13 protein-coding genes are annotated in these 14,153 nt (G+C 72.8%); 7 read left to right on the forward strand and 6 right to left on the reverse strand.

The features are described from left to right. The first annotated feature begins 131 nt into the window (after nt 1-131). Nucleotides 132-800, forward strand: coding sequence for a TetR/AcrR family transcriptional regulator (locus CXR04_RS09205; protein ID WP_101421369.1), 669 nt, complete (start codon nt 132-134; stop codon nt 798-800). A gap of 66 nt (nt 801-866) precedes the next feature. Beyond that, the gene (locus tag CXR04_RS09210) at nt 867-1,841 is read left to right on the forward strand and encodes an NAD(P)-dependent alcohol dehydrogenase (protein WP_101421370.1); all 975 of its coding nucleotides are present in this window, start codon (nt 867-869) and stop codon (nt 1,839-1,841) included. Nucleotides 1,842-1,896: 55 nt separating this feature from the next. Here CXR04_RS09210 and CXR04_RS09215 read toward each other — a convergent pair whose 3' ends face one another. Further along, entirely contained in the window at nt 1,897-3,597 is a 1,701-nt protein-coding gene (locus CXR04_RS09215) for an acyl-CoA mutase large subunit family protein (RefSeq protein WP_101421371.1), read from the reverse strand. A 152-nt stretch (nt 3,598-3,749) separates the two neighbouring features. Between CXR04_RS09215 and CXR04_RS09220 the strand changes: the two genes are divergently transcribed. Then, entirely contained in the window at nt 3,750-4,091 is a 342-nt protein-coding gene (locus CXR04_RS09220; RefSeq protein ID WP_101421372.1) for a DUF3817 domain-containing protein, read from the forward strand. Nucleotides 4,092-4,152: 61 nt separating this feature from the next. Here CXR04_RS09220 and CXR04_RS09225 read toward each other — a convergent pair whose 3' ends face one another. Then, nucleotides 4,153-4,659 carry a MarR family winged helix-turn-helix transcriptional regulator gene (locus CXR04_RS09225; protein ID WP_101421373.1) on the reverse strand — a complete coding sequence of 169 codons (507 nt, stop codon included), beginning with the start codon at nt 4,657-4,659 and terminating at the stop codon, nt 4,153-4,155. 21 nt (nt 4,660-4,680) lie between these two features. Then, nucleotides 4,681-6,042, reverse strand: a complete 1,362-nt coding sequence (locus tag CXR04_RS09230) for an MFS transporter (RefSeq protein ID WP_234380129.1) — start codon at nt 6,040-6,042, stop codon at nt 4,681-4,683. Nucleotides 6,043-6,123: 81 nt separating this feature from the next. On the opposite strand from CXR04_RS09230, the gene CXR04_RS09235 reads away from it, so the two are divergent. Both CXR04_RS09235 and CXR04_RS09240 read left to right on the forward strand, forming a co-directional pair. Then, the gene (locus CXR04_RS09235; RefSeq protein WP_101421375.1) at nt 6,124-7,116 is read left to right on the forward strand and encodes an ArsR/SmtB family transcription factor; all 993 of its coding nucleotides are present in this window, start codon (nt 6,124-6,126) and stop codon (nt 7,114-7,116) included. A gap of 121 nt (nt 7,117-7,237) precedes the next feature. After that, a complete protein-coding gene (locus CXR04_RS09240; RefSeq protein WP_101421376.1) occupies nt 7,238-8,245 on the forward strand; it encodes a glycoside hydrolase family 6 protein in 1,008 nt (335 codons plus the stop codon). Between the two features lie 132 nt (nt 8,246-8,377). Here CXR04_RS09240 and CXR04_RS09245 read toward each other — a convergent pair whose 3' ends face one another. From CXR04_RS09245 to CXR04_RS09255, 3 genes are all read right to left on the reverse strand, one after another. After that, nucleotides 8,378-10,312, reverse strand: coding sequence for a galactose oxidase-like domain-containing protein (locus CXR04_RS09245; protein WP_101421377.1), 1,935 nt, complete (start codon nt 10,310-10,312; stop codon nt 8,378-8,380). Between the two features lie 3 nt (nt 10,313-10,315). Beyond that, entirely contained in the window at nt 10,316-12,241 is a 1,926-nt protein-coding gene (locus tag CXR04_RS09250; RefSeq protein WP_101421378.1) for a glycosyltransferase family 2 protein, read from the reverse strand. Between the two features lie 132 nt (nt 12,242-12,373). Then, nucleotides 12,374-12,727 (reverse strand): DUF3817 domain-containing protein, encoded by a 354-nt coding sequence (locus CXR04_RS09255; RefSeq protein ID WP_442802366.1) that lies wholly within the window; start codon nt 12,725-12,727, stop codon nt 12,374-12,376. Nucleotides 12,728-12,848: 121 nt separating this feature from the next. On the opposite strand from CXR04_RS09255, the gene CXR04_RS09260 reads away from it, so the two are divergent. Next, entirely contained in the window at nt 12,849-13,487 is a 639-nt protein-coding gene (locus CXR04_RS09260; RefSeq protein ID WP_101421379.1) for an AIM24 family protein, read from the forward strand. Beyond that, entirely contained in the window at nt 13,488-14,138 is a 651-nt protein-coding gene (locus tag CXR04_RS09265) for an AIM24 family protein (protein WP_101421380.1), read from the forward strand. Nucleotides 14,139-14,153 lie beyond the last annotated feature (15 nt).

The raw sequence follows: 14,153 nt of genomic DNA on the forward strand, positions 1-14,153 counted from the left end.
CGCCCGGAAGGGTTCGTCCCGGGCGGGTTCCAAGGTGCAGCAGAAGACACCGGTCGCTCGGGGGTGACTTACGCTACGGGCCGTAGCGTAACCCACCTGCGGCGGCGCGGAGAAGGGATAAGGTCCAGCTCATGAGCCACGAGACCCCCGCCGCACGGCGCGCGGGCCGGCCGCGCAGCGCGACCGCGGACCGGGCCATCCTGGACGCCGCCCGGGCCGCGATCGCCGAGACGGGCTGGGCCGGGGTGACACTCGGCGGGGTCGCGGCCCGCGCGGGAGTGGCGAAGACCACGCTCTACCGGCGCTGGCCGGGCAAGAACGAACTCGTCCTGGACGCCCTCGCCGACCTCTTCGACTCGCTGCGGCTGCCGGACCACGGCAGCCTGGCGCGGGACGTGGAGTGCGTGGTGCTGCAGTTCGCCGAACTGCTGCGGGAGCCGCGCACGCGCGGCGCGCTGATGGCGGTGCTGGCCGAGGCGACGCAGGACGCGGCGCTGCGTGAGCGGATCCGCGGCGCGATCGTCGACCGGCAGCGGCATCTGGTGCTGCTGGGCCGCGCACGGGCGCAGGCGCGGGGGGAGTTGCCGGCGGAGCCGGACGCGGCGGCGGCGGACCGTACCGCGGACATGATCTTCGACGTGATCGCCGGCTCCGTGCTGCACCGGCTGCTGGTCAGCGCGGAGCCGGTGACGGCCGCGTGGGCGACGGCGTTCGCCACCCTGCTGACCGGGGGCCTGGCCGCTCTGACGGACCCGGCACCCGACCCGGCCGCGGGCAGCGGGGACCCGGCCGCGCAATAGGTCCTTCGGGCCTGTCCCGGCCGCGCCCGGAGCGGGATGCTGGCAGCCCGCCACGAAGGAGGGCCCATGAAGGCGATCGTCCAGGACCGCTACGGCCCGGCCGGGGTGCTGCGGGAGGCCGAGGCCGAACGGCCGGAACCGGGTGCGGGCGAGATCGTCGTACGGGTACGGGCCGCGGGACTCGACCCCAGTGTGTGGCACCTGATGACCGGACTCCCGTACATGATGCGCCTGATGGGCTTCGGCCTGCGCCGGCCGAAGGACCGGGTGCGCGGCTGGGACGCCGCGGGGACCGTCGCGGCGGTCGGCGCGGGCGTCACCCGCTTCGCGCCGGGCGACGACGTGTTCGGCGTCGGCAGCGGCGGGACCTTCGCGGAGTACTGCCGGGGCGCCGCGGAGATGTTCGCGGCCAAGCCCGCGGGGGTGGGCTTCGAAGCCGCCGCGGCCGTGCCCACCTCCGCGATCACCGCGCTGCGTGCCCTGCGCGACGCGGGCGGGCTGCGGACGGGCGGGCGCGTCCTGGTGCTCGGCGCCGGCGGCGGCGTGGGCACGTTCGCCGTCCAACTGGCCAAGGCGCGGCAGGCGGAGGTCACCGGCGTCTGCGGTACGGACAAGACGGAACTGGTCCGCTCGCTCGGCGCGGACCACGTCGTCGACTACACCGAGCGGGACGTCACCGCCGGCCCCGGCCGCTACGACCTCGTCCTCGACACCGCGGGCAACCGCCCGCTCGCCGCGCTGCGCCGCGTGCTCGCCCCGCGCGGCACGATCGTGCTCGTCGGCGGCGAGGGCGGCGACAGGTGGGTCGGCGACCTGCGGCGTTCGCTCGGCGGCTCCGTGCGCTCCCTGTTCTCCGCCCGGAAGGTGAAGGCGCCCTACGTGCGCCCCCGGCCGGAGGACGTCGAGGAGGTGCGCGGCCTGCTGGAGTCCGGCACGATCACGCCGGTCGTGGGCCGGACGTACCCGCTCGCCGGGGCCGCCGAGGCGGTCCGGGACTGGGAGAAGGGCCACACGCGCGGCAAGTCCGTCCTCGTCGTGTGACCCCGCTCCGCACCGCGCGGACCCGCCCGCGCACGGACCGGCCCGCGCGCGTGCGTCAGAAAGACGCCGGCTCGGTGTAGACGCCCCACTCGTCGCGCAGCGCGTCGCAGATCTCGCCGAGCGTGGCCTCGGCCCGTACCGCCGCGAGCATCGGCTCGATCATGTTGCCGCCGTCCCGGGCCGCCGTGAGCATGGCCGCCAGCGCGGCGCGCACCCGCGCGTCGTCGCGGGCGCCCTTGCGGACGGCCAGCGTGCGCACCTGCTCGCGCTCCACCTCGTGGCTGACCCGCAGGATCTCCAGGTCGCCGGTGACGGAGCCGGTGTGGCAGTTGACGCCGACGATCTTCTTGTCGCCCTTCTCCAGCGACCGCTGGTAGCGGAAGGCCGACTCGGCGATCTCGCCGGTGAACCAGCCGTCCTCGATGCCGCGCAGGATCCCGGACGTGATCGGCCCGATGGGGTGCCGCCCGTCGGGGTGGGCGCGCCGGCCGCGCTCGCGGATCTGCTCGAAGATCTTCTCCGCGTCGGCCTCGATCCGGTCGGTGAGCTGCTCGACGTACCAGGAGCCGCCGAGGGGGTCGGCGACGTTGGCGACGCCGGTCTCCTCCATCAGCACCTGCTGGGTGCGCAGCGCGATCTCCGCGGCCCGCTCGCTGGGCAGCGCCAGGGTCTCGTCCAGGGCGTTGGTGTGCAGCGAGTTGGTGCCGCCCAGGACGGCGGCCAGCGCCTCGACGGCGGTGCGCACCACGTTGTTGTACGGCTGCTGTGCGGTCAGCGAGACGCCCGCGGTCTGGGTGTGGAAGCGCAGCCACTGCGCCTTCTCGCTGCGCGCCCCGTACACGTCGCGCAGCCAGCGGGCCCAGATGCGGCGCGCGGCGCGGAACTTGGCGATCTCCTCGAAGAAGTCGACGTGGGCGTCGAAGAAGAAGGACAGGCCGGGGGCGAAGGCGTCGACGTCGAGGCCGCGGGACAGGCCCAGCTCCACGTAGCCGAAGCCGTCGGCGAGGGTGTACGCCAGTTCCTGCGCGGCCGTGGAGCCGGCCTCGCGGATGTGGTAGCCGGAGACGGACAGCGGCTTGTACGCGGGGATGCGCTCGGCGCAGTACTCCATCAGGTCGCCGATGAGGCGCAGGTGCGGCTCGGGCCGGAAGAGCCACTCCTTCTGCGCGATGTACTCCTTGAAGATGTCGGTCTGCAGCGTGCCGTTGAGCACGCCGGGGTCGACGCCCTGGCGCTCGGCGGCGACCAGGTACATGCAGAAGACGGGAACCGCGGGGCCGCTGATCGTCATCGAGGTGGTGATGTCGCCCAGCGGGATGTCGCGGAAGAGCACCTCCATGTCGGCGGCCGAGTCGATGGCCACGCCGCAGTGCCCCACCTCGCCCAGCGCGTGCGGGTCGTCGGAGTCGCGGCCCATGAGGGTGGGCATGTCGAACGCGACCGACAGGCCGCCGCCGCCGGCGCCGAGGATGAGCTTGTAGCGCTCGTTGGTCTGCTCGGCGTTGCCGAAGCCGGCGAACTGGCGGATGGTCCACGTCCGGCCGCGGTAGCCGGTGGCGTACAGGCCGCGGGTGTACGGGAACTCGCCGGGCCAGCCGATGCGCTCGAAGCCCTCGTAGACATCCCCGGGACGCGGGCCGTAGACCGGCTCGACGTCGTCGCCGGAGAGCGTGGTGAAGTCTGCCTCGCGCTTGCGGGCCGCGTCGTAACGCGCCTGCCAGCGGCGCCGGCCCTCTTCCATGGCCGCAGCATCCATGCCCGTACCGCCTCTCTCTGCGCGCGGATCGCGCGGCGCATTTAATAGGACGTCCTACTAAGTGTTGCATGCCCCGGGCCCCCGCGCGGCATACGCGGCCGGGGAGTGGGGGTGGTCACGGCGCGTTTCCGGCGGGGTTTAGGCTCGATGCCATGAAGAAGAGCGTCCTCACCCGCTACCGCACGATGGCGTACGTGACCGGCGTGCTCCTCGTCCTGCTGACCCTGGGCATGATCGGCAAGTACGCCCTGGACCTCTCCGGCGCGGACGGCTTCACGAAGGTCGTGAGCATCGCCCACGGCTGGCTGTACATCCTCTACCTGGTATTCGCCTTCGACCTCGGGTCCAAGGCGAAGCTCCCGGTCGGCAGGCTGATCTGGGTGCTGCTCGCGGGGACGGTGCCGACGGCGGCGTTCTTCGTGGAGCGGAAGCTCACCCGGGAGGTCGGGCCGCTGGTCGTCCGCGAGGGCGAGCCCGCGGCGGCGAAGGCGTAGGCAGGCGCGGGAAGGCCGAGCGCCGGAAGGCGGCGCGGGCGCCGGCGCGCGGCCGGGCGGACTACTGCTCGAAGTCGCCCGCGGCTATCCGCAGCGGGCGGAGCATGGCGAAGATCTCCGCGCACTGCTCGTCGTCGTACGCGCTGAGCCCGAAGTCCATCGCCATCAGGTCGCGCGTCGCCTGCTCGACGACCTCGCGGCCCCGGTCGGTGATCGACGCGAGGGTGCCGCGGCCGTCGTTGGGGTTGGGCCGCTTGGCCACGTAGCCGGACCTGACCAGCCGGTCGACGGTGTTGGTCACCGACGTCGGGTGCACCATCAGCCGCTCGCCGATCTTCGACATCGCCAGCTCGCCGGCCTTGGAGAAGGTGAGCAGCACCAGTGCCTCGTAGCGCGCGAAGGTCAGCCCGTACGGCTTGACGACGGCGTCGACCTGCGCCAGCAGGATCTGGTGGGCGCGCATCACCGAGGTGATGGCCCCCATCGCGGGCACGGCTCCCCAGCGCTGGCGCCAGAGTTCATCGGCGCGCGCGATGGGGTCGAACGACAGGCTCAGCGGCTTCGGCACGTCGCCGACCCTACCGCCCGGTCACGTCGCGGTCAGCCCGGTCTCACCCTTCGGTCGGGTCCTGCGCACTTCCAGACAGACCAGCAGCGAGCACACCGTGCCCGTGACGCCGACCGCGGCGACGGCCAGGTGCACCGGGGCGAACTCCGCGACCGCGCCCGCGCATGCCATGCCCACCCCCTGCAGCGTCATCAGCCCGGCGGTCTGCAGCGTCATCGCCCGGCCGCGCATCTCCTCGGGCACGGCGGCGACGAACCACTGGTCGAGGCCGAGCGAGTACGAGATGCCGAAGCCGGTGAGCACCAGCAGCGGCAGTGCCCAGCCGAAGGACGGGTGCGTCACGAAGCCGATCGCGGGCACCGTCGCGAACACCGCCACCGGGAAGACGATCCGTTCCCTGCCGCGCGGCCCGAGCAGCGAGCCGGCCAGGATCTCGCTGGTGACCGCGCCGATCGGCATGCCGGTCATGAGCAGTCCGAGCCCGAGGGCGCCGATGCCGAGGTCGTCGGCGTACGCGGCCGCCAGCGCCTCGGGGGCGACGACGAAGGTCGGCGGGATCCAGGTGAGCAGCAGCAGCGCGCGGATGCGGCGGTCGCGCAGGAAGGTGCCGGCGGCGGCGAGCGAGTCGCCGACGGTGCTCGTGCGGCCGGGTGCCCCCGCGGCGCCCCCGGCGGCGGTACGGGGCGGGCGGGCGCGGGTGCCGAAGCGCAGCACCAGCGCCGAGCAGAGCAGCCCCACCGCCGTCAGCGTCAGCGTCGCGCGCGGGGAGAACGCCGCCAGCAGCCCGCCGAGGGCGAAGCCGACGAGCTGCGCCGCCTGCGCGGTGAGCCGGATGACGGAGCGGCCGAGGACGAACCGGTCGCCGGTGCCGAGGATGTCGGCCAGCGTGGCGATCCGGGTGCCGGTGAAGACCGGCGAGATGACCCCGGCGACGCAGCGCAGCGCCAGCAGCGCGGCGACGGGCATCCCGGGCAGCACCATGGTGAGGAAGCAGGCGGCGGCGAGCAGGTCGCAGGTCACCAGCACCCGGCGGGCCGGGAGGCGGTCGGCTATCGAGGACAGCAGGGTCCCGCCGACGAGGTACGGCAGCAGGCCGACGCCCAGGGTGAGCGCGCTCAGCAGCGGGGATCCGGTGCGGTCGTAGACGAGGACGGTCAGCGCGATGGCCGCGACGACCTCGCCGAGGATCGACATGACGTGCGCGGCGAAGACGAACCGGAACTCGCGGACGCGGAAGACGTCGGCGTAGCGGGCGCGCGGGTCGGCGGCGCCCGCGGGCGCGTCCGCGGGTACGCCGGCGGGCGCGCCGGTGCCGTCCTGGCCGGACGGCGGGGCCGCGGGCACGGGTGCGGCCGCGCCGTCCGGGGCTGTGGTGTCGCTCATCCCCGGAGCCTCGCCCGCTGCCGGCGGGGGGCCGTAGTCTTTCGGCACCAGCCGAATCAGTCAGGCAGCGAGGAGGGCGCCGTGCCGGTGTACATGCGCTTCGGCTCCGACGACCTGCTGCGCTGCCGCTTCGCGGTCTCCCCGGTCTTCGAGACCCACGAGGCGATACGGACGCTGCGCCGCACCGAGCGGCACGGCTACCACCGGCCGTGGCTGCGCCGCCTCGGCGACGCCGCCGCCGGGCTCGACCTCGCACCGCTGTGGATCTTCATGCCGCACACGGGAAACGGCTACACCCCGGACTTCCTCGGCGGCCCGCCGCAGGCGGCGTACACCTCGGTGGCCGAGGGGCTGGCCCGGCTTCGCGCCACCGACCCGGCGCTGGCGCGCGCGGAGATGACCCTCTCGTTCAGCACCATGCCCGGCGCCGCCGAGTCCCCGCTCGGCCGCAAGCTGCTCGACGACCCGGCCGCCGCGATCGAGCTGATGGCCGACGTCACCGAGCGCGCCTGGCACGCGCTGGTCGAGCCGTTCTGGCCGCGGGTGCACGACCTGCTGGAGGCGGACATCGACTACCGCGCCCGGCAGCTCGCCTCCGCGGGTCTCGGCGAGCTGTTCGCGCTGCTGCACAACCGGCTGTCGTACGAGGACGGCCTGCTGACCGTACGCACCAAGAACGACTACTACTACGAGCGCGACCTCGCCGGCGACGGTCTGCTGCTGATGCCCAGCGCCTTCGCCTGGCCGGACGTGGTGACCGGCTTCCAGCCTCCCTGGCAGCCCACCGTCATCTACCCCGCCCGCGGCGTCGGCACCCTGTGGGCGGAGTCGGGACCCGAGGCGGCGCAGGCGCTGGGGCGGCTGCTCGGCGCCGGCCGGGCCGCGGTCCTGGCCGCGCTCGACGAGCCGGCCTCCACCTCCGCGCTGGCCCGCCGCCTCGGCCTGGCCCCCTCCTCGGTCTCCGCGCACCTGACCGTGCTGAAGGGGGCGGGCCTGCTGACGTCCCACCGCGAGCGCCACCGGGTGCTCTACGAGCGCACGCCGCTGGGCGGTGCGCTGGCCGCGGGCGGCTGACGCCCATCCGGACGCCTCGGGACCGCGGCACCGGCCGCGCGGGCGCGGCGTTCCGTAGCGAAAGATCCGCTCATGCCACGATCGACGGGTTCTGTTCGATCGCCTCCCGCGGGAGAAGTGCATGTCGGCGCGGATCCGTACGCTCATCAGCATCCTGCTCCTCGGGGTCCTGCTCGGCTGCACGCCCGGGGGCGGCGACGGGGACGGTGCCGGGCCGCGGGACGGCGAGCGGGCGCGGCCGGCCACGGCGGCGAAGACGCCGTTCTGGGTGGACCCCGGCTCCCCGGCCGCCCGCCAGGTGCAGGCGTGGAAGCAGCAGGGGCGGGCGGAGGACGCCGCGCTGCTGGAGCGGATCGCGAGCCGGCCGGTCGCCGAGTGGCCCGCGGGGCACGACCCCGGCGGCGACGTGCGCAACGCGGTACGCGGCGCGGAGGCGGGCGGCCGCACGGCGGTGCTCGTGGCGTACAACATCCCGCACCGCGACTGCGGCCAGCACTCCGCGGGCGGCGCCCCCGACGCCGCCGCGTACGAGCAGTGGATCGGCTCCTTCGCCGACGGCATCGGCGACGCGAAGGCGCTGGTGATCCTCGAACCCGACGCCGTCCCGCACGTCGTGGACGGCTGCACCCCGCCGGAGCTGCACGAGGAGCGCTACCGGCTGATCTCCGGCGCCATCGCCCGGCTCCAGCAGCACCCGGGGGTCAAGGTCTACCTCGACGCCGGCAACTCCTCCTGGATCGCCGACCCGGGCCGGCTCGCCCAGGCGCTGCGCCAGGCCGGCATCGGCGCGGCCGACGGCTTCGCGCTCAACGTCTCCAACTTCCAGCGCACCGGAGAGCAGCTCGCCTACGGCCGCCGGCTCTCCGAGCAGTTGGACGGCGCCCACTTCGTCGTCGACACCAGCCGCAACGGCAACGGCCCGCTCTCCGGCGCCCCGGACCAGGTGTGGTGCAACCCGCCCGGCCGGGCGCTCGGCGAGCCGCCGACGACGCGGACCGGCGACGAGCGGGCCGACGCGTTCCTGTGGGTCAAGCGCCCCGGGGAGTCGGACGGGCCGTGCCGCGGGGGCCCCGAGGCCGGCACGTGGTGGCCGGACTACGCCCTGGGCCTGGCCCGCCGCGCGGGCTGAACTCCCCGGCGCGTACGAGCGGCAGAACGCTCCCCGTACGGGCGGAAGGCGCCCCCGGACGACCGGAAGGCGCCTGCCCGCGGGGTGGTACGCCGGCGGGGCCGAGGGGCAGCGGCCCCGCCGACGGGCTTGTCAGGGCACGTGCACCCATTTCGCCTCGGACGGCACGCCCTTGCCGTCGGCGACGAAGAGCATGTACCAGCCGGGCGGCACCAGGCTCGGGTCAGCCGGCACCGTCACCGTCACCTTCCCGGCACTCTTCTTCACGTCCAACTGGATCGAGCGCTGCTCGACGTCCGTGACGTGGGTGACGGAACCCGGCCGGATCAGCCGCGCCTTCGCGACCCGCTCGGCCCCCTCGACCTCGTACGTCGCCTTCTGCCCGCGCCCCGGCTGCTCGGGACCCGCGCCGATCGACAGCCGCTTGCCGTCCTCGGCCGTGTGCAGATACGGCGGCGTGAAGATCTCGATGCGCTTCTCGAAGGTGCCGGGGCGGGTGTTGGCCTTGTCGCCGAAGAGGGAGTCGGAGCCGAAGGTGGCCACCCGGCCGTCGGGCAGCAGCACGGCCTCGGAGTGGTAGTTGCGGCCCACCTTCGGATCGGCGGCGCGGGTGAAGGAGTTGGTGCCCGGGTCGTAGAACTGGGCCTTGTGGATGTCGCTGTTACCGCGGCCGCGGTAGTCGGCGGAGCCGCCGCTGGTGAAGACCGTGTCGTCCGGCATGATCACGCTGTTCAGGTACCTGGTGCCCTGCGGCAGTTCCGGGCCGTCCGCGTACGCGGGCCGGTCCTTGGTCAGGTCGATGATCGAGGTGCGCGGCGTCGCCTTGGCCGACTCCCCCACCCCGCCGCCGCCGAGCACCATGACCTTCTGGTCCTGCGCGGGCGGCAGCAGCAGCGAGCCCGCGGTCTCCAGTTGGTCGGGGTCGGTCATGCCGGGCACGGTGGTGAACGAGTTGTCCTTCAGGTCCCAGATCCCGGGCTTGCGGCCGCGGTCGGCCGGGCCATAGCCGGCGTTGGCGCCGGAGTAGAAGAGCTTGCCGCCCGCGGTGAGGAAGAGGGCGGGGTACGTCGGGAAGTAGCGGTTCGGCGCCTTGGACCACTTCTTGGTCTTCGGGTCGTAGACCTCATTGTCGCCGTAGAGGATCTCGCCCGACTCGTCGAGGCCGGAGACCGAGAGGACCTTGCCGTCGGGCAGCGTCACGAGGGTGGGGTACCAGCGGGCCTTGTCCATCGGGTCGACGCGCACGTAGCGCTCCCGGACCGGGTCGAACTCGAAGGTGTCCTTGATCCCCTGGAAGTCCTGCTTGTCCATGGTGAGCTTCTGCGCCAGGCCGTAGACGTTGTCCGCGCTCTTGCCCGTCAGGCCCTCGACGGCGTACTGCGCCTGCCGGTCCTGGACGTAGCCGCGGCCCTCCTCCTCGGCCTCGACGAAGACGTTGGCCTCTGCGGCGGTGACGACCGCCTTCCTGCCGCGCTTGGCGGCCTTCTTCTCCGCGGCCGGGACGGTGACGGCGGCGGTGGTGCGGTAGACGAGCCCGGAGGGGGCGATGAAGCCGGTGCCCTTCTTGAGCCTGACGGGATCGTCCGGGTTCTCGTTCTTCACCAGCATCCGGCCGCCGGCGCGCTCGACGTCGCCGTCGAGGAGTTCGTAGCGGGCGGTACCGCCGGCGACCAGCAGCCGGCCGTCGGCGAGTTGGGTGTGGCCGGCGCAGAACAGGTCGGCGGGGGTGCGTATCTCCTCGTAGCTGTTCTTCTCCGGGTCCCACAGGATGGTGCGGAAGGTGCCGGCGTCGAACTGCTTCTGGTCGTTGCCCGAGCCGGCGATGAGCAGCACCTTGCCGGTGTGCAGCAGCGTGGCGTGGATGGCGTTGAGGTGGTACGAGTCCGGGGTGCCCTGCACCTGCCAGGAGCCGAACTCCCGCTGGTACCCCGGCCGGGATATTCGGTACTCGTGGTACTGCTCCTCGGCGAAGCCGATGGCCGCGGGGGCGTTGAGTGCCGCCAGCACCAGGACCACGCCCGTGCCTATCGCCGCCTTCTTGAACCGTTTGCCGGGCCGGTACCCCATGGATCAGCTCCTCCCGCTCGTCGTCGCAGTGGTGGTCGCCGTGGTCGCCGTCGTGGCGGTGGCCGTCGTGGCGGTGGCCGTCGTGGCGGTGGCCGTCGTGGCGGTGGTGGCGGCTGCCGTGGTGGCCGGTGCCGCGTCCTCCGCCGCCCTGGCCGGCTTCCACAGCCTCGTCCGCAGCCCTCTGGCCCGGCCGCGTACGGCAGCGGCGGCGGCCACCGCCGCCCGGCGCCTGGCGTCCTCGCGCCGGTTCGCGGTCCGTACCTGCCAGGAGGACCAGAGCCAGATCGCCGCCGGCGCGAGCGCGAGGCACACCCCGAGCACCGTCCAGGTGCGCATCGCGACGTGCGTGTGGCCCAGCACCACCGACGCCAGGAACGAGACCGCGAGGACCCCCGCCCAGAAGAAGTGGATGCGGAACGTCGCCAGCCGGTCGGGGCTCGCGTCGCCGCCCTTGGGCGTGACCACGAAGCGGCACGGCCGGCGCAGCACCGCCGCCTTGAAGGACGTGAAGTAGATCGGCGCCGACATCGCCGACATCAGCATCCCGGCGAGGCCGCCGGAGCCCTCGGGCTCGTGCGGCGAGACGTTGTGCCGCCGGTTCCACAGGTAGAGGCCGATCTGCAGGGCCGCCGCGTCGCTGTAGAGCATCAGCCAGATCGAGGCCGGCACCTGGGTGCCCGAGGAGCCGAGCCAGAGGAAGAGGACGCAGCTCAGCGCGCCGAGGAGCCAGTTGACCGCGGTCATCGGGTAATAGACGAGCATGAGCGAGTAGTTGAGGAGCCGCCGGAGGGGGAAGCGCTCCTTGCCGCGCCCGTACTGGCCGATGATCGTCTCGTACGTGCCGCGCGACCAGCGCAGTTGCTGGGTGAAGAAGTCGGTCCAGGAGTTGGGCCCCTCGCCGACGGCCAGCACGTCCGGGGTGTAGACCGACGACCAGTGCCGGCCGGTGGCCGGGTTGCGGGTGCGGTGCAGCTCGAAGCCCGTGGCCATGTCCTCGGTGATCGAGTCGTAGAGGCCGCCGATCTGGCGGAGCGCGGTGATGCGTACGGCGTTGTTGGTGCCGACGAACATGGGCGAGCCGTAGGCGTTGCCGGCGCGCTGGATCAGCGCGTGGAAGAGGTACTGCTGACTCTCCGCGAACTTGGTGACGGCGGTGTCGTAGTTGCCGTAGACCTGCGGGCCGACGACGAAGGCGACGTCGGGGTCGCGGAAGTAGCCGAGCATCCGCTCCAGGTAGTTCGGCAGCGGCACGTGGTCGGTGTCGACCGAGGCGAAGAAGTCGTAGCCGTCGCCGAAGGCGGCCAGCCAGGCGTTGTAGTTGCCGTGCTTGGTCTTCGCCCGGTGGGGGCCCTCCTCGGCGTTCCACTGCGGCACGCCCTTGCGGCTGAAGTGCCGTACGCCCAGCTCCGCACAGAGCGCCCGGGCCTCGGGGTCGTCGCCCTCGTCCAGCAGCCAGACGTCCAGCGGCCCGTCGTGCCGCAGCGCGACCGCGCCGGTGAGCGTGGCGCGCACCATGGCGATGGGTTCCTTGCCCGGCACGTACGTGGTGAGGAACGCGACCCGGGTGCCGGGCTCCGCGGTGACCGGGACCGGATCCCGGGCGACCATCGTGGCGTGCGCGATCGAGACGACGTTGACCAGCCGGAACGACTCGATCAGCCCGATCGATATGAGCATCACCGCGTCCGCGGTGAGCAGCCAGGGCGGGGCGCCGGTGCGCTCGGTCCAGTGCGAGGGCCAGACGAGGTAGAGCAGCAGGGCGCAGGACAGCAGCGGCGCGAGCGCCATGAGCAGGACCGCCCGGACGCGGTGGGGCTCACGGGAGAGCAGTCGCGTGTAGCGCACCCGGTAGGGCCTGGACGGATCGGGATCCGTCAGCGGCCCCGCGAGGCGGCTGAACTTCTCGTAGTCATAGCCTTCCGGCCGCACGGTCCCTCCGCAGATACGACAACGCCGACATATCCCACCAAAAGCGGAAATTGGTTGCGTGTCGAACCGGGGAGGGCCGTGCGGGGGTTTCCGTCCCGCGAAGGGGCCGGACGGGGCGTCAGCGGACGGCGGTCAGGTGCCGACGACACCCTCGCGGCGGGCGCGGTCGGCGATGATCCCGGCCTCCAGCTCGCGGCGCAGCATCCGCTCGGCGGCGAAGCCGCCGCCGGGCAGCACGGCGAGGACGAAGTACAGCGCCCCGCGCTTGAGCGGCCAGCGGGTGCGGTTCCAGGCGTCGGCGAGGAAGAGCACGTAGCCGATGAAGAGCAGCCCGTGGATCATGCCCATCACCGGGACCGCATCGAAGTCGGTGGTCCGCTTGAGCACGGAGCACACGAGCAGCAGGAGGAAGGAGACCGCCTCGGGGGCCGAGATCAGCCGGAGCCGGCGGAGTGCGGATGCGGTGTCGGTGGCCACAGGGTCCATGGGAACAGCTTTCGGATCGTCCGGAATCCGGGGGGATCTCCCCGGGCAAACTGGACCCCATTGTGTCAGCCGCCCATACCCGGCCTTCCGGGAGGGGTGGCCGAGCCGCTAGCGTCGCCCCGTGGCTCAGTTTCGACTGCAAGGCAGCAAGGTGCTGGCCGTGGACATGGCCGGCGACGCGGTGAAAGCGAAGAACGGCTCGATGGTCGCCTACGACGGCCAGATGTCGTTCAAGAAGCTCACAGGGGGCGGCGAGGGGATACGGGGGATGGTGACGCGCCGGCTGACCGGCGAGTCCATGGAGCTGATGGAGGTGAAGGGGCAGGGCACCTGCTTCTTCGCCGACCGGGCCAGCGTGATCAATCTTGTCGGCCTCCAGGCCGACAAGCTGTACGTGGAGTCGAGCAACCTGCTGGCGACCGACGGCGGGCTGAAGACGGGGACGAGCTTCACCGGGATGCGCGGCGCCAGCACCGGCACCGGGCTCTTCACCACCACGGTGGAGGGCACGGGACAGGCGGCGATCATGTCGGACGGGCCCGCGGTGGTGCTGCGGGTGACGCCGGGCACGCCGCTGGTCGTCGACCCGGGCGCGTACGTCGCGCACACCGGGCAGGTGCAGCAGCACTTCCAGTCCGGCGCCACGTTCCGCACCCTCATAGGCGAGGGGGGCGGCGAGGGGTTCCAGATCCGCTTCGAGGGGGACGGGCTGGTCTACGTACAGCCCAGCGAGCGCAACACGGTGGGGGGTGCGGTCTAGATGCCGTTCCGGATGCTCAATTCGAAGATCGCCGAGGCGCAGGTGCTGCCAGGCCAGACGATGTTCAGCCAGCGGGGGGCGATGCTCGCGTACACCGGGCAGGTCCGCTTCACGCCCAACATCCAGGGCGGCCAGGGCGGGCTGACGTCGATGATCGGCCGCCGGGTGGCGAACGAGGCGACGCCGCTGATGACCGTCGAGGGCTCGGGCACGGTGATGTTCGGGCACGGCGGCCACGAGGTGCACGTGATCGAATTGGCCGGTGACACCCTGTACGTGGAGGCCGACCGGCTGCTGGCCTTCGACGGCTCACTCCAGCAGGGCACCATGTTCATGGGCTCGCAGGGCGGCGTCATGGGGATGGTCCGCGGCCAGGTCACCGGACAGGGGCTGTTCACCACCACCCTCGCCGGCCACGGCGCGGTGGCGGTGATGGCCCACGGCGGCGTCCTGGAACTGCCGATCGCCCCGCAGCGCCCGGTGCACGTGGACCCGCAGGCGTACGTCGCCCACCGCGGCCAGGTGCAGAACAAGCTCTCCACCGCCCTCGGCTGGCGCGACATGGTGGGCCGCGGCTCCGGCGAGGCGTTCCAACTGGAACTGTCGGGCAACGGCACGGTCTACGTGCAGGCATCGGAGGAGAAACTGTGACCGCCGGACCCGTCG

It is taken from the genome of Streptomyces sp. CMB-StM0423 (assembly GCF_002847285.1).
GTDB lineage: Bacteria > Actinomycetota > Actinomycetes > Streptomycetales > Streptomycetaceae > Streptomyces.

Coding starts and splice junctions, on each gene's coding strand:
- CXR04_RS09240 (WP_101421376.1), top strand. CDS start 7,238: ATGTCGGCGCGGATCCGTACGCTCATCAGCATCCTGCTCCTCGGGGTC.
- CXR04_RS09210 (WP_101421370.1), top strand. CDS start 867: ATGAAGGCGATCGTCCAGGACCGCTACGGCCCGGCCGGGGTGCTGCGG.
- CXR04_RS09255 (WP_442802366.1), bottom strand. CDS start 12,727: ATGGACCCTGTGGCCACCGACACCGCATCCGCACTCCGCCGGCTCCGG.
- CXR04_RS09215 (WP_101421371.1), bottom strand. CDS start 3,597: ATGGATGCTGCGGCCATGGAAGAGGGCCGGCGCCGCTGGCAGGCGCGT.
- CXR04_RS09265 (WP_101421380.1), top strand. CDS start 13,488: ATGCCGTTCCGGATGCTCAATTCGAAGATCGCCGAGGCGCAGGTGCTG.
- CXR04_RS09245 (WP_101421377.1), bottom strand. CDS start 10,312: ATGGGGTACCGGCCCGGCAAACGGTTCAAGAAGGCGGCGATAGGCACG.
- CXR04_RS09205 (WP_101421369.1), top strand. CDS start 132: ATGAGCCACGAGACCCCCGCCGCACGGCGCGCGGGCCGGCCGCGCAGC.
- CXR04_RS09230 (WP_234380129.1), bottom strand. CDS start 6,042: ATGAGCGACACCACAGCCCCGGACGGCGCGGCCGCACCCGTGCCCGCG.
- CXR04_RS09220 (WP_101421372.1), top strand. CDS start 3,750: ATGAAGAAGAGCGTCCTCACCCGCTACCGCACGATGGCGTACGTGACC.